This is a genomic window from Plantactinospora endophytica (assembly GCF_016862915.1).
Taxonomy (GTDB): Bacteria; Actinomycetota; Actinomycetes; order Mycobacteriales; family Micromonosporaceae; genus Plantactinospora; species Plantactinospora endophytica.
Genome location: NZ_BONW01000016.1, coordinates 396,188 through 414,638 on the forward strand (window position 1 = coordinate 396,188; position 18,451 = coordinate 414,638).

An 18,451-nucleotide genomic window follows, 5' to 3' on the forward strand; every position below is an offset into this window, starting at 1 on the left:
CTCCGACGCCGAGGCCGGGGCTGCGGAGTGGCCGGTCCGCCGTACCGGCCATCCGATGTTCAGCGGTAGAGGTGTACTGCGTCGGTCAGCGTTGCCCGTGTACTCCCTCGGTCAGCGGTAGACGCGGACGTAGTCGACGAGCATCCGGGACGGGAACGGCGTACTCGGATCGACCGGCCCCGGGAAGTCACCGCCGACGGCGAGGTTGAGGATCAGGTAGAAGGGGTGGTCGAAGACCCACGGGCCACGGGTCGACTCCACCGTCTCCTTGCTGGCGTAGAAGACCGTCTGGCCGTCCACCTTGAACGTGATGCCCCGACTGTCCCACTCGGCGGACCAGACGTGGAAGCCACCGGCGAAGTCGACCCCGCCCGGTGCCGGGTACTTCTGCCCGTAGCCGCCACCGCCGTTGTACTGCGGCGCGTGCAGCGTCGAGTACCCCTCCAGGGTGTTCCGGCCGAGCACCTCCATGATGTCGATCTCCCCGTTGTACGGCCACGGCCGCCCGGTGAGGAAGTCGGCGCCCATCATCCAGAACGCCGGCCACAGGCCGTTGCCCTTCGGCACCTGGATCCGGGCCTCGATCCGCCCGTACTGGACGTGGAACTTGTTGCCGGTGTTCATCCGGTGCGACGTGTAGTCGCGCCCGCCGGCGGTCTCCCGACGGGCCTCGATCACCAGCGCGCCGGTACCGTTCATCGAGGCGTTGTTGTTGTTCGTGTAGTACTGGATCTCGTTGTTCTGCCCGGTGCCCGGGTCGATCGTCCACTTCGCCGGGTCCGGCTTGCTGCCGGCGGCACCGTTGAACTCGTCGCTCCAGACGAGGTTGTTCGCCGGGAACGTCGGGTCGGGCGGCATCGCCGGTGGGGCGGTCGGGTTGCCCCCGGTGCCGTAGACCCTGAACTCGTAGAGCGAGTAGCCGTACGGGCCGACCCGGGCGGTGCCGTACATCCGGACGTACCGTCCGGTGCCGGTGGCGTTGATCGTCTCCTTGAAGCCCCGGCCGGTGGTGGTGGAGTAGATCGGGGTCCAGGTGGTGGCGTTCGGCGAGACCTGGATCTGGTACGACGTCGCGTAGGCCGGGTCCCACTGCAACACCACCTGGCTGATGGTGGCGGTGGCGCCGAGGTCGACGTAGATCCAGCCCGGGTCGACCCAGCCGGTGGTGCCGCTGGTCGCCCATCGGGTGGCCGGATCGTTGTCGAAGGCCCGCGCGGGTACGCACTCGAAGCAGGTGCCGTCGTTCTGGTTGCTGGAGGCGACCGCCGGCTTCTGGTACGACAGCAGCACACTGCCGCCCGGCGGTGGGGTGGTCGGTGGCGGAGTCGTCGGCGGGGGAGTGGTCGGCGGGGGAGTGGTCTGCGGCGGAGTGCTGGTCGGCGGGTTGGACGGCCCGCCGCCGGTGCGTACCGCGAACTCCCAGAGCGAGTAGCCCCAGGCGGTGGCCCGCGCGGTGCCGTACATCCGGACGTACCGGCCGGTGCCGGTGACGGTCAGGTTCTGCGTCCCGCCCGTGCCGGTGGTGGTGCTGTGCACGGTGGTCCAGGTGGTGCCGTCGGCCGAGGTCTGGATCTGGAACGCCGACGCGTAGGCCGCCTCCCAGACCAGGGTGACCCCGCAGATCGACTGACTGCTGCCGAGGTCGACCCGCAACCACTGCGGATCGGCGGCGAGGCTGGCCCAGCGGGTACCGGTGCTGCCGTCGACGGCGGCCGAGGCCGGGTAGGCGGCGGCGGACTCGGTGGACGAGGCGGTGGTCGGCCGGCCGAGTGCGGCGTTGGCGGTGCCGCAGCCGCTGCCGCCGGTCTCGCCGTACACCTGGAACTCCCAGAGCGAGATCCCGTAGGCGGTGGCCCGTTGGGTGGCGTGCAGCCGGACGTACCGGCCGCTGCCGGTGACGCCGATCTCCTGCGTGCCGCCGGCCCCGGTGGTGCTGGTGTGCACGGTCGTCCAGGTCGAGCCGTTCGTCGAGGTCTGGATCGTGAAGGCGCGGGCGTAGGCGCCCTCCCAGTTGAGTACGACCCGGCTGACCGGGGTGACGCTGCCGAGGTCGACCTGCAACCACTGCGGGTCGGCGAAGGCGCTGGACCACCGGGTGCCGGCGTTGCCGTCGACCGCGGCCGAGGCCGGGTAGGCGGCGGACTCGACGGACGAGGCGGTGGCCGGCCGGCCCTGGGACAGCAGCGTCTCGGCGGCTCCGGCGGAGGTGCCGGAGACGGCCAGATAGCCGGCGAGCAGGGCGGAGACCGCGACGACCGAGCTGGCGAGCGCGCGCCATCGGCGCGGCCGGGCTGGTCGGCGGTGGGGTGGGGACAGAGCGCTGTTCATCGGTGCTCCCATGAGGTGGGGCCCGCAACGGTTTTTCGGGTGGGTTGCGGGCTGGTGACGGTTCGATGAGAGAGCGCTCTCTCGACTACTTTGAATCAATCAGCGAGAGCTGTCAATGTCGGTCGCCGCCGGTCGCCGTGGTGTCGTAGGGCGCGCGGATCGGCGCCGCGCCGCGCTTCCGCCCACCCGGAGTGTAAGGACTCTTTACAGTACGACTGTCCGATCTCTATCATTCGGCGAACGTTCTTGCGTCGATGACCCAGATCCGTGGCGATCGACCGCCGTCCGCGCCCGCAACACCCCGGGCCTCCGGGACGAGCCGGTGCCCGGTGGGCGCCCGCCCCGGCCGGAGCAGGAGGGCGTGACAATGCAGACGCCGGACTTGTCGACATCGCAGCACGACAGACGTACGGCCCGGAGCGGTCGGGCCCGGCTCGGACGGGCGGCACTCGGCATCACCCTGGTGGTCCAGAGCGTGGTGCTGGCCGGGCAACTGGCCGCCCCGGCGGCCCCGGCAGCCGCCGCCCCGGGCGGGTTGACCCAGGTCGTCCCGGTACCGGCCAACGCGGTCACCGTGCCGGGCGAGACCTTCACCCTCACCCGGAGCAGCCGGATCGTCGTCGCCCCCGGCGGCGGCGCCGAGACCAGCAGGGTCGCCGACGAGCTGGCGGCGCTGCTGCGCCCGTCCACCGGCTACCCCGTCCCGATAGCCGCCGCCGCGCCGCGACCCGGCGACATCGAACTCCGGCTGGTGACCGCCGCCGAACTCGGCGACGAGGGATACCGGCTGGACGTCACCGGTGCCGGCGTACGCCTGTCGGCGGCCCGGCCGGCCGGACTCTTCTACGGCGTACAGACGTTGCGCCAGTTGCTGCCCCCGTGGATCGAGAGCCGCACCGTCCGACCCGGACCGTGGACGGTGGCCGGGGTGCGGATCGAGGACGTGCCGCGCTACGAGTACCGCGGGATCATGCTCGACATCGCCCGGCACTTCCAGCCGCCGGCCGTGGTCAAGCGGTACGTCGACCAGGCCGCCGCATACAAGATCAACACGTTGCACCTGCACGTCGGCGACGACCAGGGCTTCCGGATCGCCATCGACGGCCGACCCGAACTCACCGAGATCGGCGCACAGTTCTCCATCAACAACGACCCGGGCGGCTACTGGACCCAGGCGGAGTACGTCGACGTCGTCAACTACGCGGCGGAACGCTTCATGACCGTCATCCCCGAGGTGGACACACCCGGCCACACCAACGCGATCATCATGTCGTACGCCGGTCCCGAGGCGGACCCGGTGCTGCCGGACGTCAACTGCAGCAACCGTACGCCTCCGGTGTGGAACCTCACCACGGCCGTCGGCTACAGCGCGCTCTGCCCGGAGAGCCCCAACACCTGGGCCATCCTCACCGACATCGTGGCGCAGCTCAGCGCACTGACCCCCGGCCCGTACTACCACTTCGGCGGCGACGAGGTACCGGCGTCCATCCTCTCGCACGACCGGTTCGTCGACTTCGTCGACCGCAAGGCCGACCTCGTCACCGCACACGGCAAGACCTCGATCGGCTGGGCGGAGATCTCCCAGGCGAACTTCGACCGCCCCGGCGCCGCTCCGGCGGTCGCCCAGTTCTGGAGCAACGGCAACCCGGCCGGTGCCGGCGGCGACTCGGCCCGGCGGGCGGTGCAGAAGGGCATGAAGGTCGTCATGTCACCGGCCAACCACACCTACCTGGACATGCGGCAGTGGCCGACCAGTCCGCTCGGCCTCGCCTGGGCCGGCGTCCTGGACGTCTCGCACTTCTACCACTGGTCCGGCACCAGCAGCGACCCGGGCAGCTACATCCCGGCCCGGACGGTCGGCGGCGAGACCCTGCCGGCGGTGACCGACGCGGACATCCTCGGCGTCGAGGCGCCGATGTGGTCGGAGACGCTGATCACCGGCGCCGACATCGAGTTCCAGGCGTTCCCCCGGCTGCCGGCGACGGCGGAGATCGGCTGGTCGCCGAACGTCCACCCGGACCGCAACCTCGCCTCCTACGTCGACCGGGTGGCCGGGCACGGCCTGCGCTGGCAGCTCCGGGGCCAGAACTTCTACCCGTCGCCGCAGGTGCCGTGGCAGGTCGACGTGGCGGCCCCGGACGTCGACAGCGACACGCGTACGGTCGGCGGTGCGCTCGCCACCATCTCCGCGCCGGGTGTCGCGCCCGACCAGGTCACCGCGACCGTGGACTGGGGCGACGGCACCAGCTCCCCGGCCACGGTCGGCGGCACGGCCGGCACCGTCACCAGGATCAACGGCCTCTACACCGCCACCGCCAACCACCGGTACGCCCGTGACGGCGTCTACCGGGCCACCGTCACCGTCACCCGACCCGGCGGGGTGAGCAGCAGCTCCGAGTTCACCGTCACCGTCGACACCTGCACCAGCCGGGTCTCCGACCGACACCGCGGACCGCTGGTGGTCGACACCGGAGTCACCTGCCTGGCCGGGGCCACCGTCACCGGCCCGGTCACGATCCGGCCCGGCGGCTCGCTGATCGCCACGGCGGCCTCGGTCCAGGGACCGGTGCAGGCGACCGGTGCGGTGACCCTGGAACTGCTCGGCGGCTCGGTCGCCGGCCCGGTGACGGCCACCGGCACCACCGGGCAACTCGTCGTCGAGGGCGTACGCGTCGGCGGTCCGCTCGTCGTCACCGGTACCGACACCGAATCGGCACCGGTGCTCGCCGGCAACACCGTCGGCGGCCCACTGGTCTGCACCGGCAACACCCCGGCGCCGGTCGACAACGGCGTACCCAACACGGTGCGGGGTCCGGCCACCGGGCAGTGCCGGGAACTCTGAACCGCACTCCGGCCCCCGGGTACGACCTCCGGGGGCCGGAGTCTGTCCGGCCCGTACCATTCCGGACCGGCTGGGCCTGCGGGTCCGCCCGCCGTCGGCCGTACCTGTCGGATAACCGTCTCGGCTCCACACGTCGCGGACCAGAGCCGACGCATCAGAATGCACCTGCCGGAACTCTGATATTGGCGACGTGACAGATCAGAGGAGAGTCGAATGACCGCAGTGGAACGCGAGTGGATCCGGCGGCGCCGCCAGGCCGAACTCGACGTGCGCGACGGCCTGTCCCCGGTCAGGAGCACCGAACGATCGCTGTACCGCCCGGGCGAACTGCTGCTCAGCCTCGGCGCCGAGAACCAACTCGCCGACGTGCTCCGCGATCGGTACGCCGGCCGCCGCTACGAATGGGCCGGGCCGGACGGCTGGCGCAACACCGTCGGGATGCCCGTCGAGAGCGGTGACCTGAACGCCCGGCTGGAGACCGTTGACCGGGTGCTGTGGGAGGTGCCGCCCGAGACCGACCTGCCGGTGCTGGTCCGCGAGCTGCGTGCCCTGCTGCCGGCCGACGACCACACCGCCCGGGTGGACCTCAACCAGGTCTACTTCGGCGAGCCGCTCTACCAGGGCGGGCCGGGCGGCGAGCCGTACCCGATCGACCCGCTGGACCTGGCCGCCGTGCCGGCCGGGATCACGCCGGACGGCGTCGACCTCGCGGTGCTCGACACCGGTCTGCCGATCGACTGGATGTCCCTGCATCCGTCGCTGGCCACCTGGCTGACCCCCGACGTGAACAACCGGAACCTGCTCGTACCGCCCGGTGCCGGCGCCGCCGGTGTCCTCGCCACCCAGGCCGGGCACGGCCTGTTCATCAGTGGGCTGGTCCGCCGGGTGGCGCCCGGACTGGTCGTCGATCCCGGCCTGGTGCTCGACCCGACCGGGCTCGGCGACGACGCGTCCATCGCCGCCGAACTGGTCGAGACCGTCGCCCCGGTGATCTGCCTGTCCCTCGGCGGCTACACCGAGGACGACAACCCGCCGCCCGGACTGTCGGCGGCACTCGCCGCCAAGGGCCCGGACGTGGCCGTGGTCGCCGCCGCCGGCAACAACGACAGCAGCCGGCCGTTCTGGCCGGCAGCGCTGAAGCACGTCGTGGCCGTCGCCGGCTACGACTCCACCGGCGGCGGGCAGGCCCGCACCTCCTTCTCCAACCGGGGCGACTGGGTGGACGTCTGCGCCCCGGCGGTCCGGCTCGGCAGCACGTACGTCCGGGGCACCTGGGCCGCGCACGACGGCGATCGCGAGTTCGACGGCTGGGCCGGCTGGAGCGGTACCTCCTTTGCCGCACCGCTGGTCGCGGCCGAGATCGCCCGGCGGCTCGCCGCACCCGGCGGGCCCCGGACCGGCCGCCAGGCGGCACTTGAGCTGCTCGCCGAACTCGCCCCGTCGCCCTGGCCCGACCTGGGTCTGCTCTACCAGCCGCCGATCGACCTGACCACCTGACACCGAGCTGCCAGCACCTGCCGGTCGGCCGTGTTCAGCCGCCGAAACAGCTGAACGCGGCCGCCGAGGCCCAGGCGGCGGTGTCGGTCGGGTCGACGCCGGCCCGCACCCCGCTCAGCGCGGACTGCGGCGACTCGCCCGCGCGCAGCCGATGGTGCAGCGCGGCCATCAGCGCGGTGGTGGCCGCGTCGTGCACCGGGGTGACCGCCGCGACGACCGTCCGGGTACCGAGGGCCAGCAGGGCCGCCGCCAGGCCCATCAGCTCGTCGCCGGCGCGTACCGCCGACACCCCGGACCGGCAGGACGGCAGCACGACCAGTCTCGGCGGGTCGGTGAGCCGTTCGAGGTCGTAGACGGTCAGCGGCCCGTCGCCGAGTACGAGCGCGGAGAAGAGCGGATTGTCGGTACGCAGCCGCCCGTGCGCCGCCAGGTGGGCCAGTCCGACCCCGTCCAGTGCGTCGAGTACGGCGCCGGCCGTCGCGTACCCGTCGGTCAGCACCGTGACCTCCGGGTACGTCCCGGCGATGCCGAGTACCTCGTCGCGGGCGGCCGGCAGCCCCGGCCCGGCGGCGAACAGCGCGGCACCGGACGGGTCGAAGCCGGCGGACCGGCTCGCCCGCAGCCACACTCCGGCGGACGGGGCGACCCGGACCGGTCGGGTCGCCAGGTCGGGCAGCAGCCCCCACGGCACCGCGTGCAGCGCACCGGTCGGCACCACGACCGCCGGCCGGTCCGACAGCTCGGCCGACAGCGGTGTCAGCAGTACCTCCGCCAGCCGCCGGCCGGCGGTGACGGTGGCCTCCCGGACGAGCCGGGTGGAGCGTACGGTGCCGAGGCCCAGGGCCAGCCGGCGCAGTCCGAAGTGCGCCGCCTCGATCAGTGCGGCCACCCGCGCCGCCGCCCCGAGCCGGTGCAACCGGCACCGCCCGGCCCGTACCGTCACCGCCAACAGCTCGCCCCGGTGCAGCAGGTACTCGACGAGTACCGCGTCATCCAGTGTGGACACCAGCTCCGGTATCCCTGGCGGTGGACCGGCCGGCGCGTGCAGTGGGCTGCGGGCGGTCCGGCTGGCCTGCACCACCCGCTCCTCGGCGGCCCGCTGCCGCTGGGCGAGGCCGCTACCGGCCCGGCCGGCGAGCTGGTCCCGCAGCAGTTCCGCCGACAGCCGACGGGACTCGGCCAGCGCCTCCGCCAGGGCCGTGTCGGCGGGCGGACGGGCCGGCGGCAGGCGCAGCGACCGGGCCCTCATCCGCTCGGCCCAGCCGAGCACCAGCCGGGGATCGCCCCTGGCGACGGCCAGCTCCAGCCCGAGCCGGGCCAACTGCCCGCCATGCCCGGCCACGTGCACCCGGAACTCGGTCGCACCCACCGCCGCCTGCTGGCGCTCGACCCCGGCCAACCCGGCCCGGACCGCCGCCAGCGCCCGGGCCCGGCTTCCGTCGGCGACCCGCAGCAGCGCGCTCGCATACCAGGCACGGGTCCGTACGTCGAGCGAGGCCGCGCCCCGGGCGGTCGAGGCGAGGCGGAGCTGTTCCCGGGCCACCGCCGCCCGGCCGAGCCGGGTCGCGGCGGCGGCGGCGACCAGCCGCGCGTCGAGTTCGGCCGCGCGCCAGCCGACCGAGGCCAGCTCGGCGGCGCGGGCCAGCGCCGACCGGAGCAGGGCGCCGGGCGGCTCGTCGGCCAGTTCGGCGGCGCGCAGTTCGAGGACGCCCGCCTGCACCGCCCAGCCGGTACGACCCTGCCGGGTGAACTCGATCCGCGCCCGGTGGCTCGCCGACCGCGCCTGCTCCGGATCACCGTCGGCGAGCGCCGCCCGGGCCAGCAGCACCAGTCCCTCGGCCAGGTCGGCGCCGTGACCCGCCGCCCGCAGCCCGTCGATCGTCCGGCCCAGGATCCGCCGTGCCTCGCCGGCCAACCCCACCGTGAGCAGCACCTCGGCCCGGTCCAGATAGAGCTGTGGATGTACCGCGCCGTGCCGGACGAGCGCCGACTCCGCCGCGTCGAAGAGCGCCAGCGCGGCCGGTACGTCGCCCCGCCGGGCCGCCACGAAGCCCCGGTTCCAGTCCACGTCGGCGGCGAACTTGTCCAGGCCCAGCCCGAGGTGCAGGGCGCGGGCCCGGGCCAGGTCGGACTCGGCGGCGGCCAGGGCGCCCCGGTAGCCGTACAACAGGCCACGGTTGTTCAGCGCTCGGGCCTCCCACAGCGCGTCGCCGGAGCGGCGCAGCACCGGCAGTGCCTCGGCGAACGTCGCCAGCGCGTCGTCCAGCCGGCCGGTGCGTTGCAGGATCAGGGCCTTCTGGCACTTGAGTTGGGCGGCCGGCAGACCGCGCAGCGCCAGGGCGGCCCGGTCCGCCGCCGCCAGGGCGGCCCGGGTCCGGCCCTGGTCCAGCAGCACCAGCGCGAGGCTCATCCGCGCCTGCGCGGCGACCTGTTCCGCGCCGGCCCGCACCGCTGCCGCCACGGCGGCCCGAACCCGTCGTTCGGCGGCGGTCAGCTCGGCGAGTTCCCGCAGGGCCAGCCCGGCCGCCCGGTGCGCGATCGCCGTCGCGGTGCCGTCACCCTCCCGCCGAGCCGCCGCGACCGCCGCGTCCGCGCGGTCCAGCGCGGCTCGCGGCGCCCGGCCGACCAGCTCCAGCGCCTCGTCGGCGACCGCCCGCGCCGGCAGCGCGCCGTCGGCGACCGCCCGTGCTGTGAGCGCGCCGTCCGCGACCGCTCGCGCCGTACCGGCCGGCTGGGCACCCCCCATCGCGCGAAGCCTCCCGTCCCGTATCCAGCCCGGCCCCCCGGCCCGGTGCTATCCGCTCAGGGCGTGATCCAACTGGTGGTCACCGTCGTGTCGCCGGCCGGTACCCGCAGCCGCAGCACCCCGGTGGCCAGACCGTCCACGGTGAACCAGCCCTCCTCGTCGACCGGTGCCTCCCGCGAGCCGCGCGACGTTTCGACGGTGACGTCCCCGGTGGCCCCGTCGACCAGGCCACGGATCGACACCGTGCCGTCCACGGTGTGCACCTGGAGTTCGATCGACACCGCGCCGTGTTCGAAGGAGAGCAGGCGTAGCTGCTCGTCGTCGCTGCGGGCGAGGGCCGGCAGTTCCGTGGTCGAGTCGTGTACCAGCTCCGCCAGCACCTCGTCGATCCGGCGGGTCGACAGGGCGGCCCGGGCCAGTTCGGCCACGAAGTCCGGCGGCGGATCCACCCGTACGGCGATCGCCCGCAACCGGTCGACCAGCTCGTCGTCGGTCATCGCCGTACCTCCTTCCACCCGGCCCGCCGACGCCGCGCCGGGTCGCGCCGCCCGACGGCGTTGCTCCGCCTGGTCATGGTCGCTCCGGTGCGGCCGAGGCCCGGCCGCCGAGCAGTTCGTCGGCCTCGGCGAGCTGCCGGAGGCTTTCCAGGCAGCGCTGTCGGGCCGGTCCGACGGTGCCGACCGCCATCCCGAGCGCGGCGGCGACCTCGGTGTACCGGGGCGGAGGCGAGGCCATCAGGATCCGGAGCAGTTGGCGACACCGTTCCGACAGGCTCTCCAGGGCACGCCAGAGCGCCGCATCACGCTCGTCGCGCAGCAGGTCGGTGTCCAGCGGTGGCGCCGGGTCGGGCAGTTCGGTGAGGAGTTCCGGGGTGCCGGCGGTCGGCTGCCGGCCGGCCCGGCGGAGAAGTTGCAGACACTCCCGCCGCGCCGTGGTGCCGAGCCAGCTCGCGAGCCGCTCCGGATCGGCGATCCGGTCCAGGTTCTCCACCAGGCGCAGCCAGGTGTTCTGCACGGCGTCGGCCGCGTCGGCGACGTCGAGCCGGAAGCCGCGGGCGATGGACCACAGCAGATTGTTGTACCGGTCGACCAGCGCGTTCCAGGCGACCTGGTCGCCGTCGGCGGCGCGGACGAGCAGGTCGGCGTTGTCGTTGTCCGGGCTTCCCAGCATCCGGCCCCCTCGGTGCCAAGGGTCGTGACCAGTAGGCGCTGCGCCTATGACAAGTAGAGTCGAATTCGAGGAAGGTAATGCACAGCCGGTCTCGGGTCGTGGCGGTCCTCGACCGTCGACTCGGGCCGTACGGGATTCCGGGTTGACCGGTATCCGTCCCGGTGCATCAACGGCGCTCCGACCGTACTCGGACAGAGTATGACTGAGAGCGGTGTGCGGCGGGGAGCCGCACGGGTACTGCGTCCGATCCGTACGCCCCGGGCATGGCTCGCGGCGCTCGCCGTTGCCGGCGTCGTATTGGCCGGCTGCGAACCGACCCAGCAGGATCCGCCGGACCGGAACGTCGCGGGTGGATCGGAGTCCGAGCCGGAGTCCGGGGCCTGCCCGAAGGCCGGCAAGCTGACCGGCGCGCGGCTGCCGAAGTTCGACTCGGACCGGTACGTCACGGTGGAGAATCCCTGCCTGCCCCATGCCGGGCTGGTCGGTCAGGTGATCAGCATGATCCCGGCCGCCGAGCGGACCGGCGCGGGTCGGGCCACCGAGTTCGTCGGCCGGCTGGACCGGTTCGTCAACCGGCTCAGCGTGGTGAACGACGTCGCCGAGTGCGCGTACCGGAGGGACCGGCTGGCGATGCGGATCTTCCAGAGCCGGCAGGACCGGTGGGCGGTCGGGATCGCCGCCGTGGTCCGGGGCCGGCTGGGCGCGGCGGCGGAGGTGACCGCCTGCGCCCTCATCCAGCAGATCGCCTCGCTGGGCCTGGGCGTCCGGGGCGACGGTCCCGAGCGGGACAGCCCGACGTTCTGCTTCAACACCGCTCGGGACCGGCGTTCGGGCGAGGACTTCACCGTGATCTGGATCGGTTCCTCCACGCTGGTCTGCCGACAACTCCAGGACCAGCTCGTACCCGGGGACGGGCGCCTCGTCGCGGTCGAGGCCGAACCGGACGTCGCGCTGCGGTCCGGACCGTCCCGGGGCGATCCGGTACTCCGCCGGGTCCCGGACGGCACGCTCGGCCGGGTGAGTTGCTACCGCACCGGCGAGCCGACCGACGGAACCGACCTGTGGGGCCGGGTCGACATCCTGGGCGAGACCGGCTTCGTCTCGGCGGCCCACCTGGACGACCCGCTGCTGCTGGGCAGACCCGCCGAGTGCCCGGGCGGCTGAACACCGTCGACCCGGCCCCGCCCGCGCCGCCGGCTACTGCCCGCCGGGGCTGACCAGTCCGGTCTCGTACGCGACGACGACGGCCTGGACGCGGTCGCGGAGTCCGAGCTTGCCGAGGATGCGGGCGACGTGCGTCTTGACGGTCGCCTCGGACAGGTGCAGGTGGGCGGCGAGTTCGGCGTTGCTCAGGCCCTGGGCGAGCAGCCGCAGCACCTCCAGTTCGCGTGGCGTCAGGGTGGACAGGTCGCGGTGTGTCGCCGCCGGGTCGGCGCTGCGGCTGGCGAACCGTTCGACGAGCCGTCGGGTGATGGTGGGAGCCAGCAGCGCGTCGCCGGAGCGGACCATCCGGACGGCGGCGACCAGGTGCTCGGGGGTGACGTCCTTGAGCAGGAATCCGCTGGCGCCGGCGGAGAGCGCCGCGTACACGTAGTGGTCGAGGTCGAACGTGGTCAAAATGATCACCCGGGGATCGGTGGCGGCGCCGGTGAGGATGCGCCGGGTGGCTTCCAGTCCGTCCATCTCCGGCATCCGGACGTCCATCAGCACGACGTCCGGCAGGGTACGCCGGACCGCGTCGATCGCCTCGCTGCCGTTCGTCGCCTCGGCGACCACGTCGATGGCGTCGGCGGTGAGGATCATCCGGAAGCCGGTACGGACCAGCGCCTGGTCGTCCGCGACGACGACGCGCAGCGGCGGTGCGGTCATGGCGCCTCCAGCGGGATCCGCGCGGTGACCCGGTAGCCTCCGCTGAGCCGTCGTCCGGCTTCCAGGGTGCCGCCGTAGACGGCCAGCCGCTCGCGCAGGCCGATCAGGCCGTGCCCGGCACCGCTCGCGGCGGAGACGCCTGGGCTGCCGCCGGTGTCGGTGGCCTCGACCCGGAGTTCGTCGGTGCCGTACTCGACGAGGACCCGGGCGGTCGCGCCGGAGGCGTGCTTGACCGTGTTGGTCAGCGCCTCCTGGACCACCCGGTAGGCGGTCAGCTCGACTCCGCGCAGCAGCGGGCGGGGTTCGCCGGTCACGGTCAGCTCGACAGGTATCCCGGTGTCGCGTACCCGCCGCACCAGCGCCTCCAGCCGGTCGAGGCCCGGTTGGGGGGTCAGCCCGCTGGTGGCCGCCGGATCGTCACCGTCGCTGTCCATGGTCAGCAGCCCCATCACGTGGCGCAGCTCGGCCATCGCGGCCCGGCCGCCGGCCTCGACGGAGAGGAGTGCCTGCTGGGCCTGGTCGGGGTCGGCCCGCATCACCTTACGGGCGGCGCCGGCCTGGATGACCATGACGCTCACGTTGTGCGTCACCACGTCGTGCAGTTCGCGGGCGATCCGGGCGCGTTCGTGCTCGGCGGCCCGCCGCAGCGCCTCGGCCTGCTCCTGCTCCAGTGTGGACAGCCGGGCCCGGTCCTCGTCGGCCCGCCGTTTCCACCGGCGCAGCCCGTTGGCCGCGAGCACGATCGGGATGAGGATCAGGAACGGCACGGCGCTGTCCGGCACGGTGGGCACCGCCGGCTCCCGGAGCTGGGTGTAGATGAACGCCGCCACCGGCAGGCTGGCCAGCGCGGGCAGCCGGAAGGGGCTGTAGACGGCGGCCGTGTAGGCGGCGATGACGCAGGCGTAGAAGGAGACCCGCAACGCGGCGTTGAAGTCGCTCGCCAGCGGAGCCGTGAACAGCACGACCCAGAGCACCGCGAGCGGGTACCGGCGGCGGAGGACCAGCGGCAGCACCACCACGAGGAGCATGACGACCGTCGAGGCGATTTCGTAGTCCTCGATCGGCAGGAAGGGCTCGGGCACCTCCCGGGGCCGGAGCGGGGCGGGCGGCGCCGGTGGCGGGTACCCGTCGGGCGCCGGTGGCTGCGGAGCCGGCTCGGGGAAGTCCGCGTTGTCGAACGCGACGACCGACGTCCGCTCGCCCCGGTCCTGGCTGTCCCCCTCCACGATCGCGGCGAGGAGCAGGCTCAGCGCCAGGAGTCCGTCGAAGATCCGGCCGCGCCAGGTGAGGCTCGGCAGCGGACCGGACGGCTGCACCAGCAGCCTGACCCGGGCCCACAGTCGGCCGGTCAGCGCCCCGTTTCTCACCGGGCCATTCTCACCCACCGTGTCCGGCCCGCGATATCCGTCGAGTTGACCACCCGGCTACCTCCGTCGACTACGCCTCGGGGATGACGCCCGCCCGGCTCATCCCCGGGCGGTACCGGATTTGCCTCCGGCGGCCGACGCCCGCGATTCCGGGCCGGACCTAGCGTCGACCGGCCAGGAGGCGCAGGAGACCAGGAGGGAACCACCATGACCGCACCGGTGATCGAGTTGACCGACGTGAGCCGCAGGTATGACGAGGGGCCGCCCGCGCTGGACGGCGTGTCGCTGCGGATCGGGGCCGGGGAGGCGGTGGCCGTCCTCGGGCCCTCGGGCAGCGGCAAGTCCACCCTGCTGAACCTGGTCGCCGGCTTGGACCGGCCGAGCAGCGGCACGGTGACCGTGGACGGTGTCCGGGTCGACGGGTTGGGCGAGGCCGCCTCCGCCCGCTACCGCCGGGCGAAGATCGGCATGGTGTTCCAGTTCTTCAACCTGCTCGACGACCTGACCGTGGTCGACAACGTCATGCTGCCGGCCCAACTGGTCGGAACGGCCCGTGCCGTGGCGCGGCGCCGCGCGACGGAGCTGCTCGGCACGCTCGGCATCGAACGGCATGCCGCCGCCTACCCCGGCCGGCTCTCCGGCGGCGAGCGGCAGCGCGTCGCGGTGGCCAGAGCCCTGATGAACCGGCCGGCGCTGCTGCTCGCCGACGAACCGACCGGTGCGCTGGACACCGCCTCCGGCGAGGAGGTGCGGCAACTGCTCACCGACCTGCACGCGGAGGGTCAGACCATCGTCCTGGTCACCCACGACCTGACCCTGGCCGAGGCGTGCGCCACCCGCACGGTCCAGCTCGTCGACGGCCGGGTCGCCGCCGACAGCAGGTTGGAGTCGGTCCGATGAGCGCGCTGGGCGGGGTGGTCCGGTCCGGCGTGGGACGTCGGCGGGTACAGACGGTGGTGATCGGGCTGGTGGTGATGATCGCGGTGACCGCCGCCGTGCTCGGCGGATCGCTGATGGTGGCCGCGGAGGCGCCGTTCGACCGGGCTTTCGCCCAGCAGCACGGCGCGCATCTGACCGCACAGTTCGACGCGGCCAGGACGACGGCGGCGCAACTGGCGGCGTCCGCGACGGCGGCCGGGGTGACCGAGGCCGCCGGCCCGTTCCCGATCACGACGATCACTCCTGCCGAGGAGCGTGGACCGGTACGACCGATCACCGTGGTCGGGCGGGCCGATGCCGGCGGACCCGTCGACGCCGTCACGGTGACCGAGGGCCGGTGGGTGACCGGCCCCGGCGAGATCGTGCTGCACGGCGACATCCGGCTGCCGCCGAGCCTGCAACCGGGGGTGGGCGACGTGCTGTCGCTGCCGGACCTGCCCGGCGGACCGGCCCTGACGGTGGTCGGAGTGGCCCGGTCGGTCAGCGAGACCGCCGGCGGCTGGGTGGTGCCGGAACAGGTCGCGGCGTTGACCGCTCCGGGCGCCACCGCCGGATACCAGATGCTCTACCGGCTCGACGCGAGCGGCACGGCGGCGCAGGTCGACGCCGGCCGCGCGGCGGTGCAGGCGAGCGTACCCGCGGAGGCGCTGACCGGTGCCCGGTCCTGGCTCACCACCCGGACCAACAGCGCCGGCAACACGGTGCTGTTCGTGCCGTTCCTGATCGCGTTCGGGGTACTCGGCGTACTGATGGCGGTGCTCATCATCGGCAACGTCATCGCCGGGGCGGTCAGCACCGGTACGCACCGGATCGGTGTGCTGAAGGCGCTCGGCTTCACGCCCCGGCAGGTGGTCCGGGCGTACACGGTGCAGGCGCTGGTTCCCGCCGTGGTCGGTGCGCTGCTCGGCGTCGTCGCGGGCAACCTCCTGGTCCTGCCGGTGCTGGCGCAGACCAACGCGGTGTACGGCACCTCGGACAGTGGCGTCACCCCGTCGGTCAACGTCCTGGTGCTCGTCGGAGCGCTGGCTGTGGTCGCGGTGACCGCGTGGGCGGCGGCGTCCCGGGCCGGCCGGCTGCGTACCGTCGAGGTGCTGGCCGTCGGTCGTACGCCCGGGCCGGGGCGGGGCCAGTGGGCGGCGCGGCTGGCGGCCCGACTTCCGCTGCCCCGACCGGTGACCCTCGGGCTGGCCCAGCCGTTCGCCCGGGTCCTCCGGTCGGCGACCGTCGTCGCGGCGATCGCGTTCGGTGCCGCCGCCGCGACCTTCGCCGTCGGCCTAGGTGCCTCGCTGAACGAGGTCCGGGCCACCGAGAAGCACGGCGACGTCGTCATCTTCCCGGGCCGCCCGATGTCCGCGCCGCCGCCGGAGGGCGGGCCGCCGGTCGAGGGCAGCCCGAGGGTCGCGTCGGGGCCGCCGCCCGCGCCGGACCCGGTGGCGGTGGTCGAGGCGATCACCGCACAGGCCGGGACCGCCGGGTACAGCGGTGTCGCGCAGACCGAGGTGACCGCCGCCGGACTCACCAGTGCCGTCGAGGCCCTCGCCTTCACCGGCGACGGTGCCGCGTCGAGCTACGAGATGATCTCCGGTAGCTGGTTCCGCCAGCCCGGCGAGATCGTGGTCGCCAGACCGTTCCTCACCGCCACCGGTACCCGGGTCGGGGACAGCATCGTGCTTACCGACCACGGCAGGCAGATCCCGGTCCGCATCGTCGGCGAGGTCTTCAATCCCGAGTCCAGGGGGATGCAGGTGCTCACCGCCGTCGCGACCCTGGCGGCCGCCCAGCCGGACCTGCGGGCCGTGGAGTACTTCGTCACGCTCACCCCGGGCACCGATCCGGCCGCCTACGTGCAGGCGCTGAACACCGCACTGTCGTCGGTGGAGGCCACCGCGGAGGTCGTCGAGCAGGAGGCCGAGGAGGTCCTCATCGTCATCAACACGCTGACCACCCTGCTCACCCTGATGCTCGTCACGGTGGCCGCGCTGGGCGTACTCAACATGGTCGTGTTGGAGACCCGGGAACGGGTGCACGATCTCGGCGTACACAAGGCGCTGGGCATGACGCCACGGCAGACCATCACGATGGTCGTCGCCTCGGTGGTGGTGACGGGACTGATCGGTGGCGCCGTCGGCGCACCGGTCGGCGTGCTCATGCAGCGGCTGACCCTCGGCGAGATGGGCCGCGTCACGGGCTTCGAGCTGCCCGCCTCGGTCGTCGACGTCTACACACCCGTCACGCTGGCGCTGTTCGGTCTCGGTGGCCTCGGCATCGCCGTACTCGGTGCGCTGCTGCCGGCCGGCTGGGCGGCCCGTACCCGGACCGCCACCGCACTGCGCACGGAGTAGCCGGCGGGCCGGTGTGCCGCCCGCGACCTGACGGGGGGTGGGCGGCACACCGGCGCCGGACGTCGGATCGTCGGTGGACGCGCCGGGCGGTCGCGATCCGGGGCGGGCCGGGTGACCGGCGGCCGGCGTCAGTCGGGGACCGGTCCGGTCGAGTCGCGGATCACCAGCGTGTGGCCGGTCGGCCGCCGCCGGGGCCGCTTCGACCTCGGCTTGAGGGCGAGTTCCAGCGCCATCCGGCCCATGTCGGTCATCGGCAGCCGGACCGTGGTGAGCCCGGGTGCCAGGTCCGCGGCCACCGAGACGTCGTTGAAGCCGACCACGGAGATCCGATCCGGTACGCCGACCCGGCGCGCCCGCAGCGTCGCGAGTACGCCGATCGCCATCGAGTCGTTCAACGCCACGATCGCGGTGGTGTCGGGATGGTTGCGCAGGATCTCGTCGGCGGCGGCCCGACCGCCGTCCCGGGTGAAGTCGGTGTGCACGATCGGCAGCTCGTCGAGGGCGAGTCCGTGTCGGGCCAACGCGGTCGCCACCCCGGCGAGCCGGTCGATGACGGTGGTGAGTCCGCCGGTGGCGGCGGCGACGGCGATCCGGCGGTGGCCCAGTGCCAGCAGGTGTTCCCCGAGCGCGTGCCCGCCCGCCTCGTTGTCCGGCAGCACCGCGTCCACCCCGAGCGGGTGCCGGCCGATCACCGCGACCCGGCCGCCCACGTTCTGGTACGCGGCCAGCTCGCGGCGCGCCTCGGCCTGGATCCGTGGGTCGTCGTAGCCGGAGCCGGCGATCAGGATGATGCCGACCCGCTGGGCGATCAGGTGCCGCAACTGGCGCAACTCGTGCTCGGGATCGCGGCCGGAGTGGCAGATCTGCACCAGCAGCCCCTGCTCGTCGGCGACCTGGATGACCCCGCCGGCGATCTCGGAGAAGTACGGGTCGTCCACCTGGTGCACGACGAGCCCGACGGTCGAGCTGACGCCCCCGGCCAGCGTGCGGGCGTACGGGTTGGCGACGTAGCCGAGTTCCCGGGAGACCTGCCGGACCCGGTCGGCCACCTCGGCGCTGACCCCGTCCCGGCCGGCCAGCGCCCGGGAGGCGGTCGCCAGCGACACACCGGCCCGTTCGGCGACGTCGACGAGGCGCAGCCGCGCGCCAGGCTTGGGCATCCGCAACTCCCCGGAAACATCAACGACCATCGCCGTAACTATTGCGAGTGACGCAAGCCACAGCCTATGGTACGAAAGCGCTTCCGTAAGCGCTTTCGTTACCTCTGCGAAGGAGCGTCAGGAATGACATCCCGAGCGACACGGACATCCCGAGCGACACGCGGACGACGGGCCACGGCCCTCGGCGCGGC

General features: G+C 73.4%; 12 protein-coding genes. 5 read left to right on the top strand and 7 right to left on the bottom strand.

Features of this window, described 5'->3' with window-relative positions; translation table 11 throughout:
* Positions 1–111 precede the first annotated feature (111 nt).
* Positions 112–2,328 (bottom strand): discoidin domain-containing protein, encoded by a 2,217-nt coding sequence (locus Pen02_RS17620; protein ID WP_203867134.1) that lies wholly within the window; start codon positions 2,326–2,328, stop codon positions 112–114.
* A gap of 367 nt (positions 2,329–2,695) precedes the next feature.
* Between Pen02_RS17620 and Pen02_RS17625 the strand changes: the two genes are divergently transcribed.
* Complete coding sequence (locus Pen02_RS17625; RefSeq protein WP_203867135.1) at positions 2,696–5,170, top strand: family 20 glycosylhydrolase; 2,475 nt, start codon at positions 2,696–2,698, stop codon at positions 5,168–5,170.
* 213 nt (positions 5,171–5,383) lie between these two features.
* Complete coding sequence (locus Pen02_RS17630) at positions 5,384–6,667, top strand: S8 family peptidase (protein ID WP_203867136.1); 1,284 nt, start codon at positions 5,384–5,386, stop codon at positions 6,665–6,667.
* 34 nt (positions 6,668–6,701) lie between these two features.
* On the opposite strand, the gene Pen02_RS17635 is transcribed toward Pen02_RS17630, so the two are convergent.
* The 3 genes from Pen02_RS17635 to Pen02_RS17645 form a co-directional block, all read right to left on the bottom strand.
* Positions 6,702–9,413 (bottom strand): CHAT domain-containing protein, encoded by a 2,712-nt coding sequence (locus Pen02_RS17635; RefSeq protein ID WP_203867137.1) that lies wholly within the window; start codon positions 9,411–9,413, stop codon positions 6,702–6,704.
* 56 nt (positions 9,414–9,469) lie between these two features.
* Complete coding sequence (locus tag Pen02_RS17640) at positions 9,470–9,910, bottom strand: hypothetical protein (protein WP_203867138.1); 441 nt, start codon at positions 9,908–9,910, stop codon at positions 9,470–9,472.
* A gap of 73 nt (positions 9,911–9,983) precedes the next feature.
* Positions 9,984–10,583 (bottom strand): RNA polymerase sigma factor, encoded by a 600-nt coding sequence (locus Pen02_RS17645; protein ID WP_203867139.1) that lies wholly within the window; start codon positions 10,581–10,583, stop codon positions 9,984–9,986.
* 198 nt (positions 10,584–10,781) lie between these two features.
* On the opposite strand from Pen02_RS17645, the gene Pen02_RS17650 reads away from it, so the two are divergent.
* Positions 10,782–11,747 (top strand): SH3 domain-containing protein, encoded by a 966-nt coding sequence (locus Pen02_RS17650; protein WP_203867140.1) that lies wholly within the window; start codon positions 10,782–10,784, stop codon positions 11,745–11,747.
* Between the two features lie 33 nt (positions 11,748–11,780).
* Here Pen02_RS17650 and Pen02_RS17655 read toward each other — a convergent pair whose 3' ends face one another.
* Together Pen02_RS17655 and Pen02_RS17660 are read right to left on the bottom strand one after the other, a co-directional pair.
* Positions 11,781–12,452: a response regulator gene (locus Pen02_RS17655; RefSeq protein ID WP_203867141.1), complete on the bottom strand. Its 672-nt coding sequence runs from the start codon at positions 12,450–12,452 to the stop codon at positions 11,781–11,783.
* Positions 12,449–13,819: a sensor histidine kinase gene (locus Pen02_RS17660; protein ID WP_203867142.1), complete on the bottom strand. Its 1,371-nt coding sequence runs from the start codon at positions 13,817–13,819 to the stop codon at positions 12,449–12,451. The genes Pen02_RS17655 and Pen02_RS17660 overlap by 4 nt, the downstream gene beginning before the upstream one ends.
* 207 nt (positions 13,820–14,026) lie before the next feature.
* Between Pen02_RS17660 and Pen02_RS17665 the strand changes: the two genes are divergently transcribed.
* Together Pen02_RS17665 and Pen02_RS17670 are read left to right on the top strand one after the other, a co-directional pair.
* Positions 14,027–14,719 carry an ABC transporter ATP-binding protein gene (locus Pen02_RS17665; protein WP_203867143.1) on the top strand — a complete coding sequence of 231 codons (693 nt, stop codon included), beginning with the start codon at positions 14,027–14,029 and terminating at the stop codon, positions 14,717–14,719.
* Positions 14,716–17,100 (top strand): ABC transporter permease, encoded by a 2,385-nt coding sequence (locus Pen02_RS17670; protein ID WP_203867144.1) that lies wholly within the window; start codon positions 14,716–14,718, stop codon positions 17,098–17,100. The genes Pen02_RS17665 and Pen02_RS17670 overlap by 4 nt, the downstream gene beginning before the upstream one ends.
* A 128-nt stretch (positions 17,101–17,228) precedes the next feature.
* On the opposite strand, the gene Pen02_RS17675 is transcribed toward Pen02_RS17670, so the two are convergent.
* The gene (locus Pen02_RS17675; protein WP_203867145.1) at positions 17,229–18,260 is read right to left on the bottom strand and encodes a LacI family DNA-binding transcriptional regulator; all 1,032 of its coding nucleotides are present in this window, start codon (positions 18,258–18,260) and stop codon (positions 17,229–17,231) included.
* Positions 18,261–18,451 lie beyond the last annotated feature (191 nt).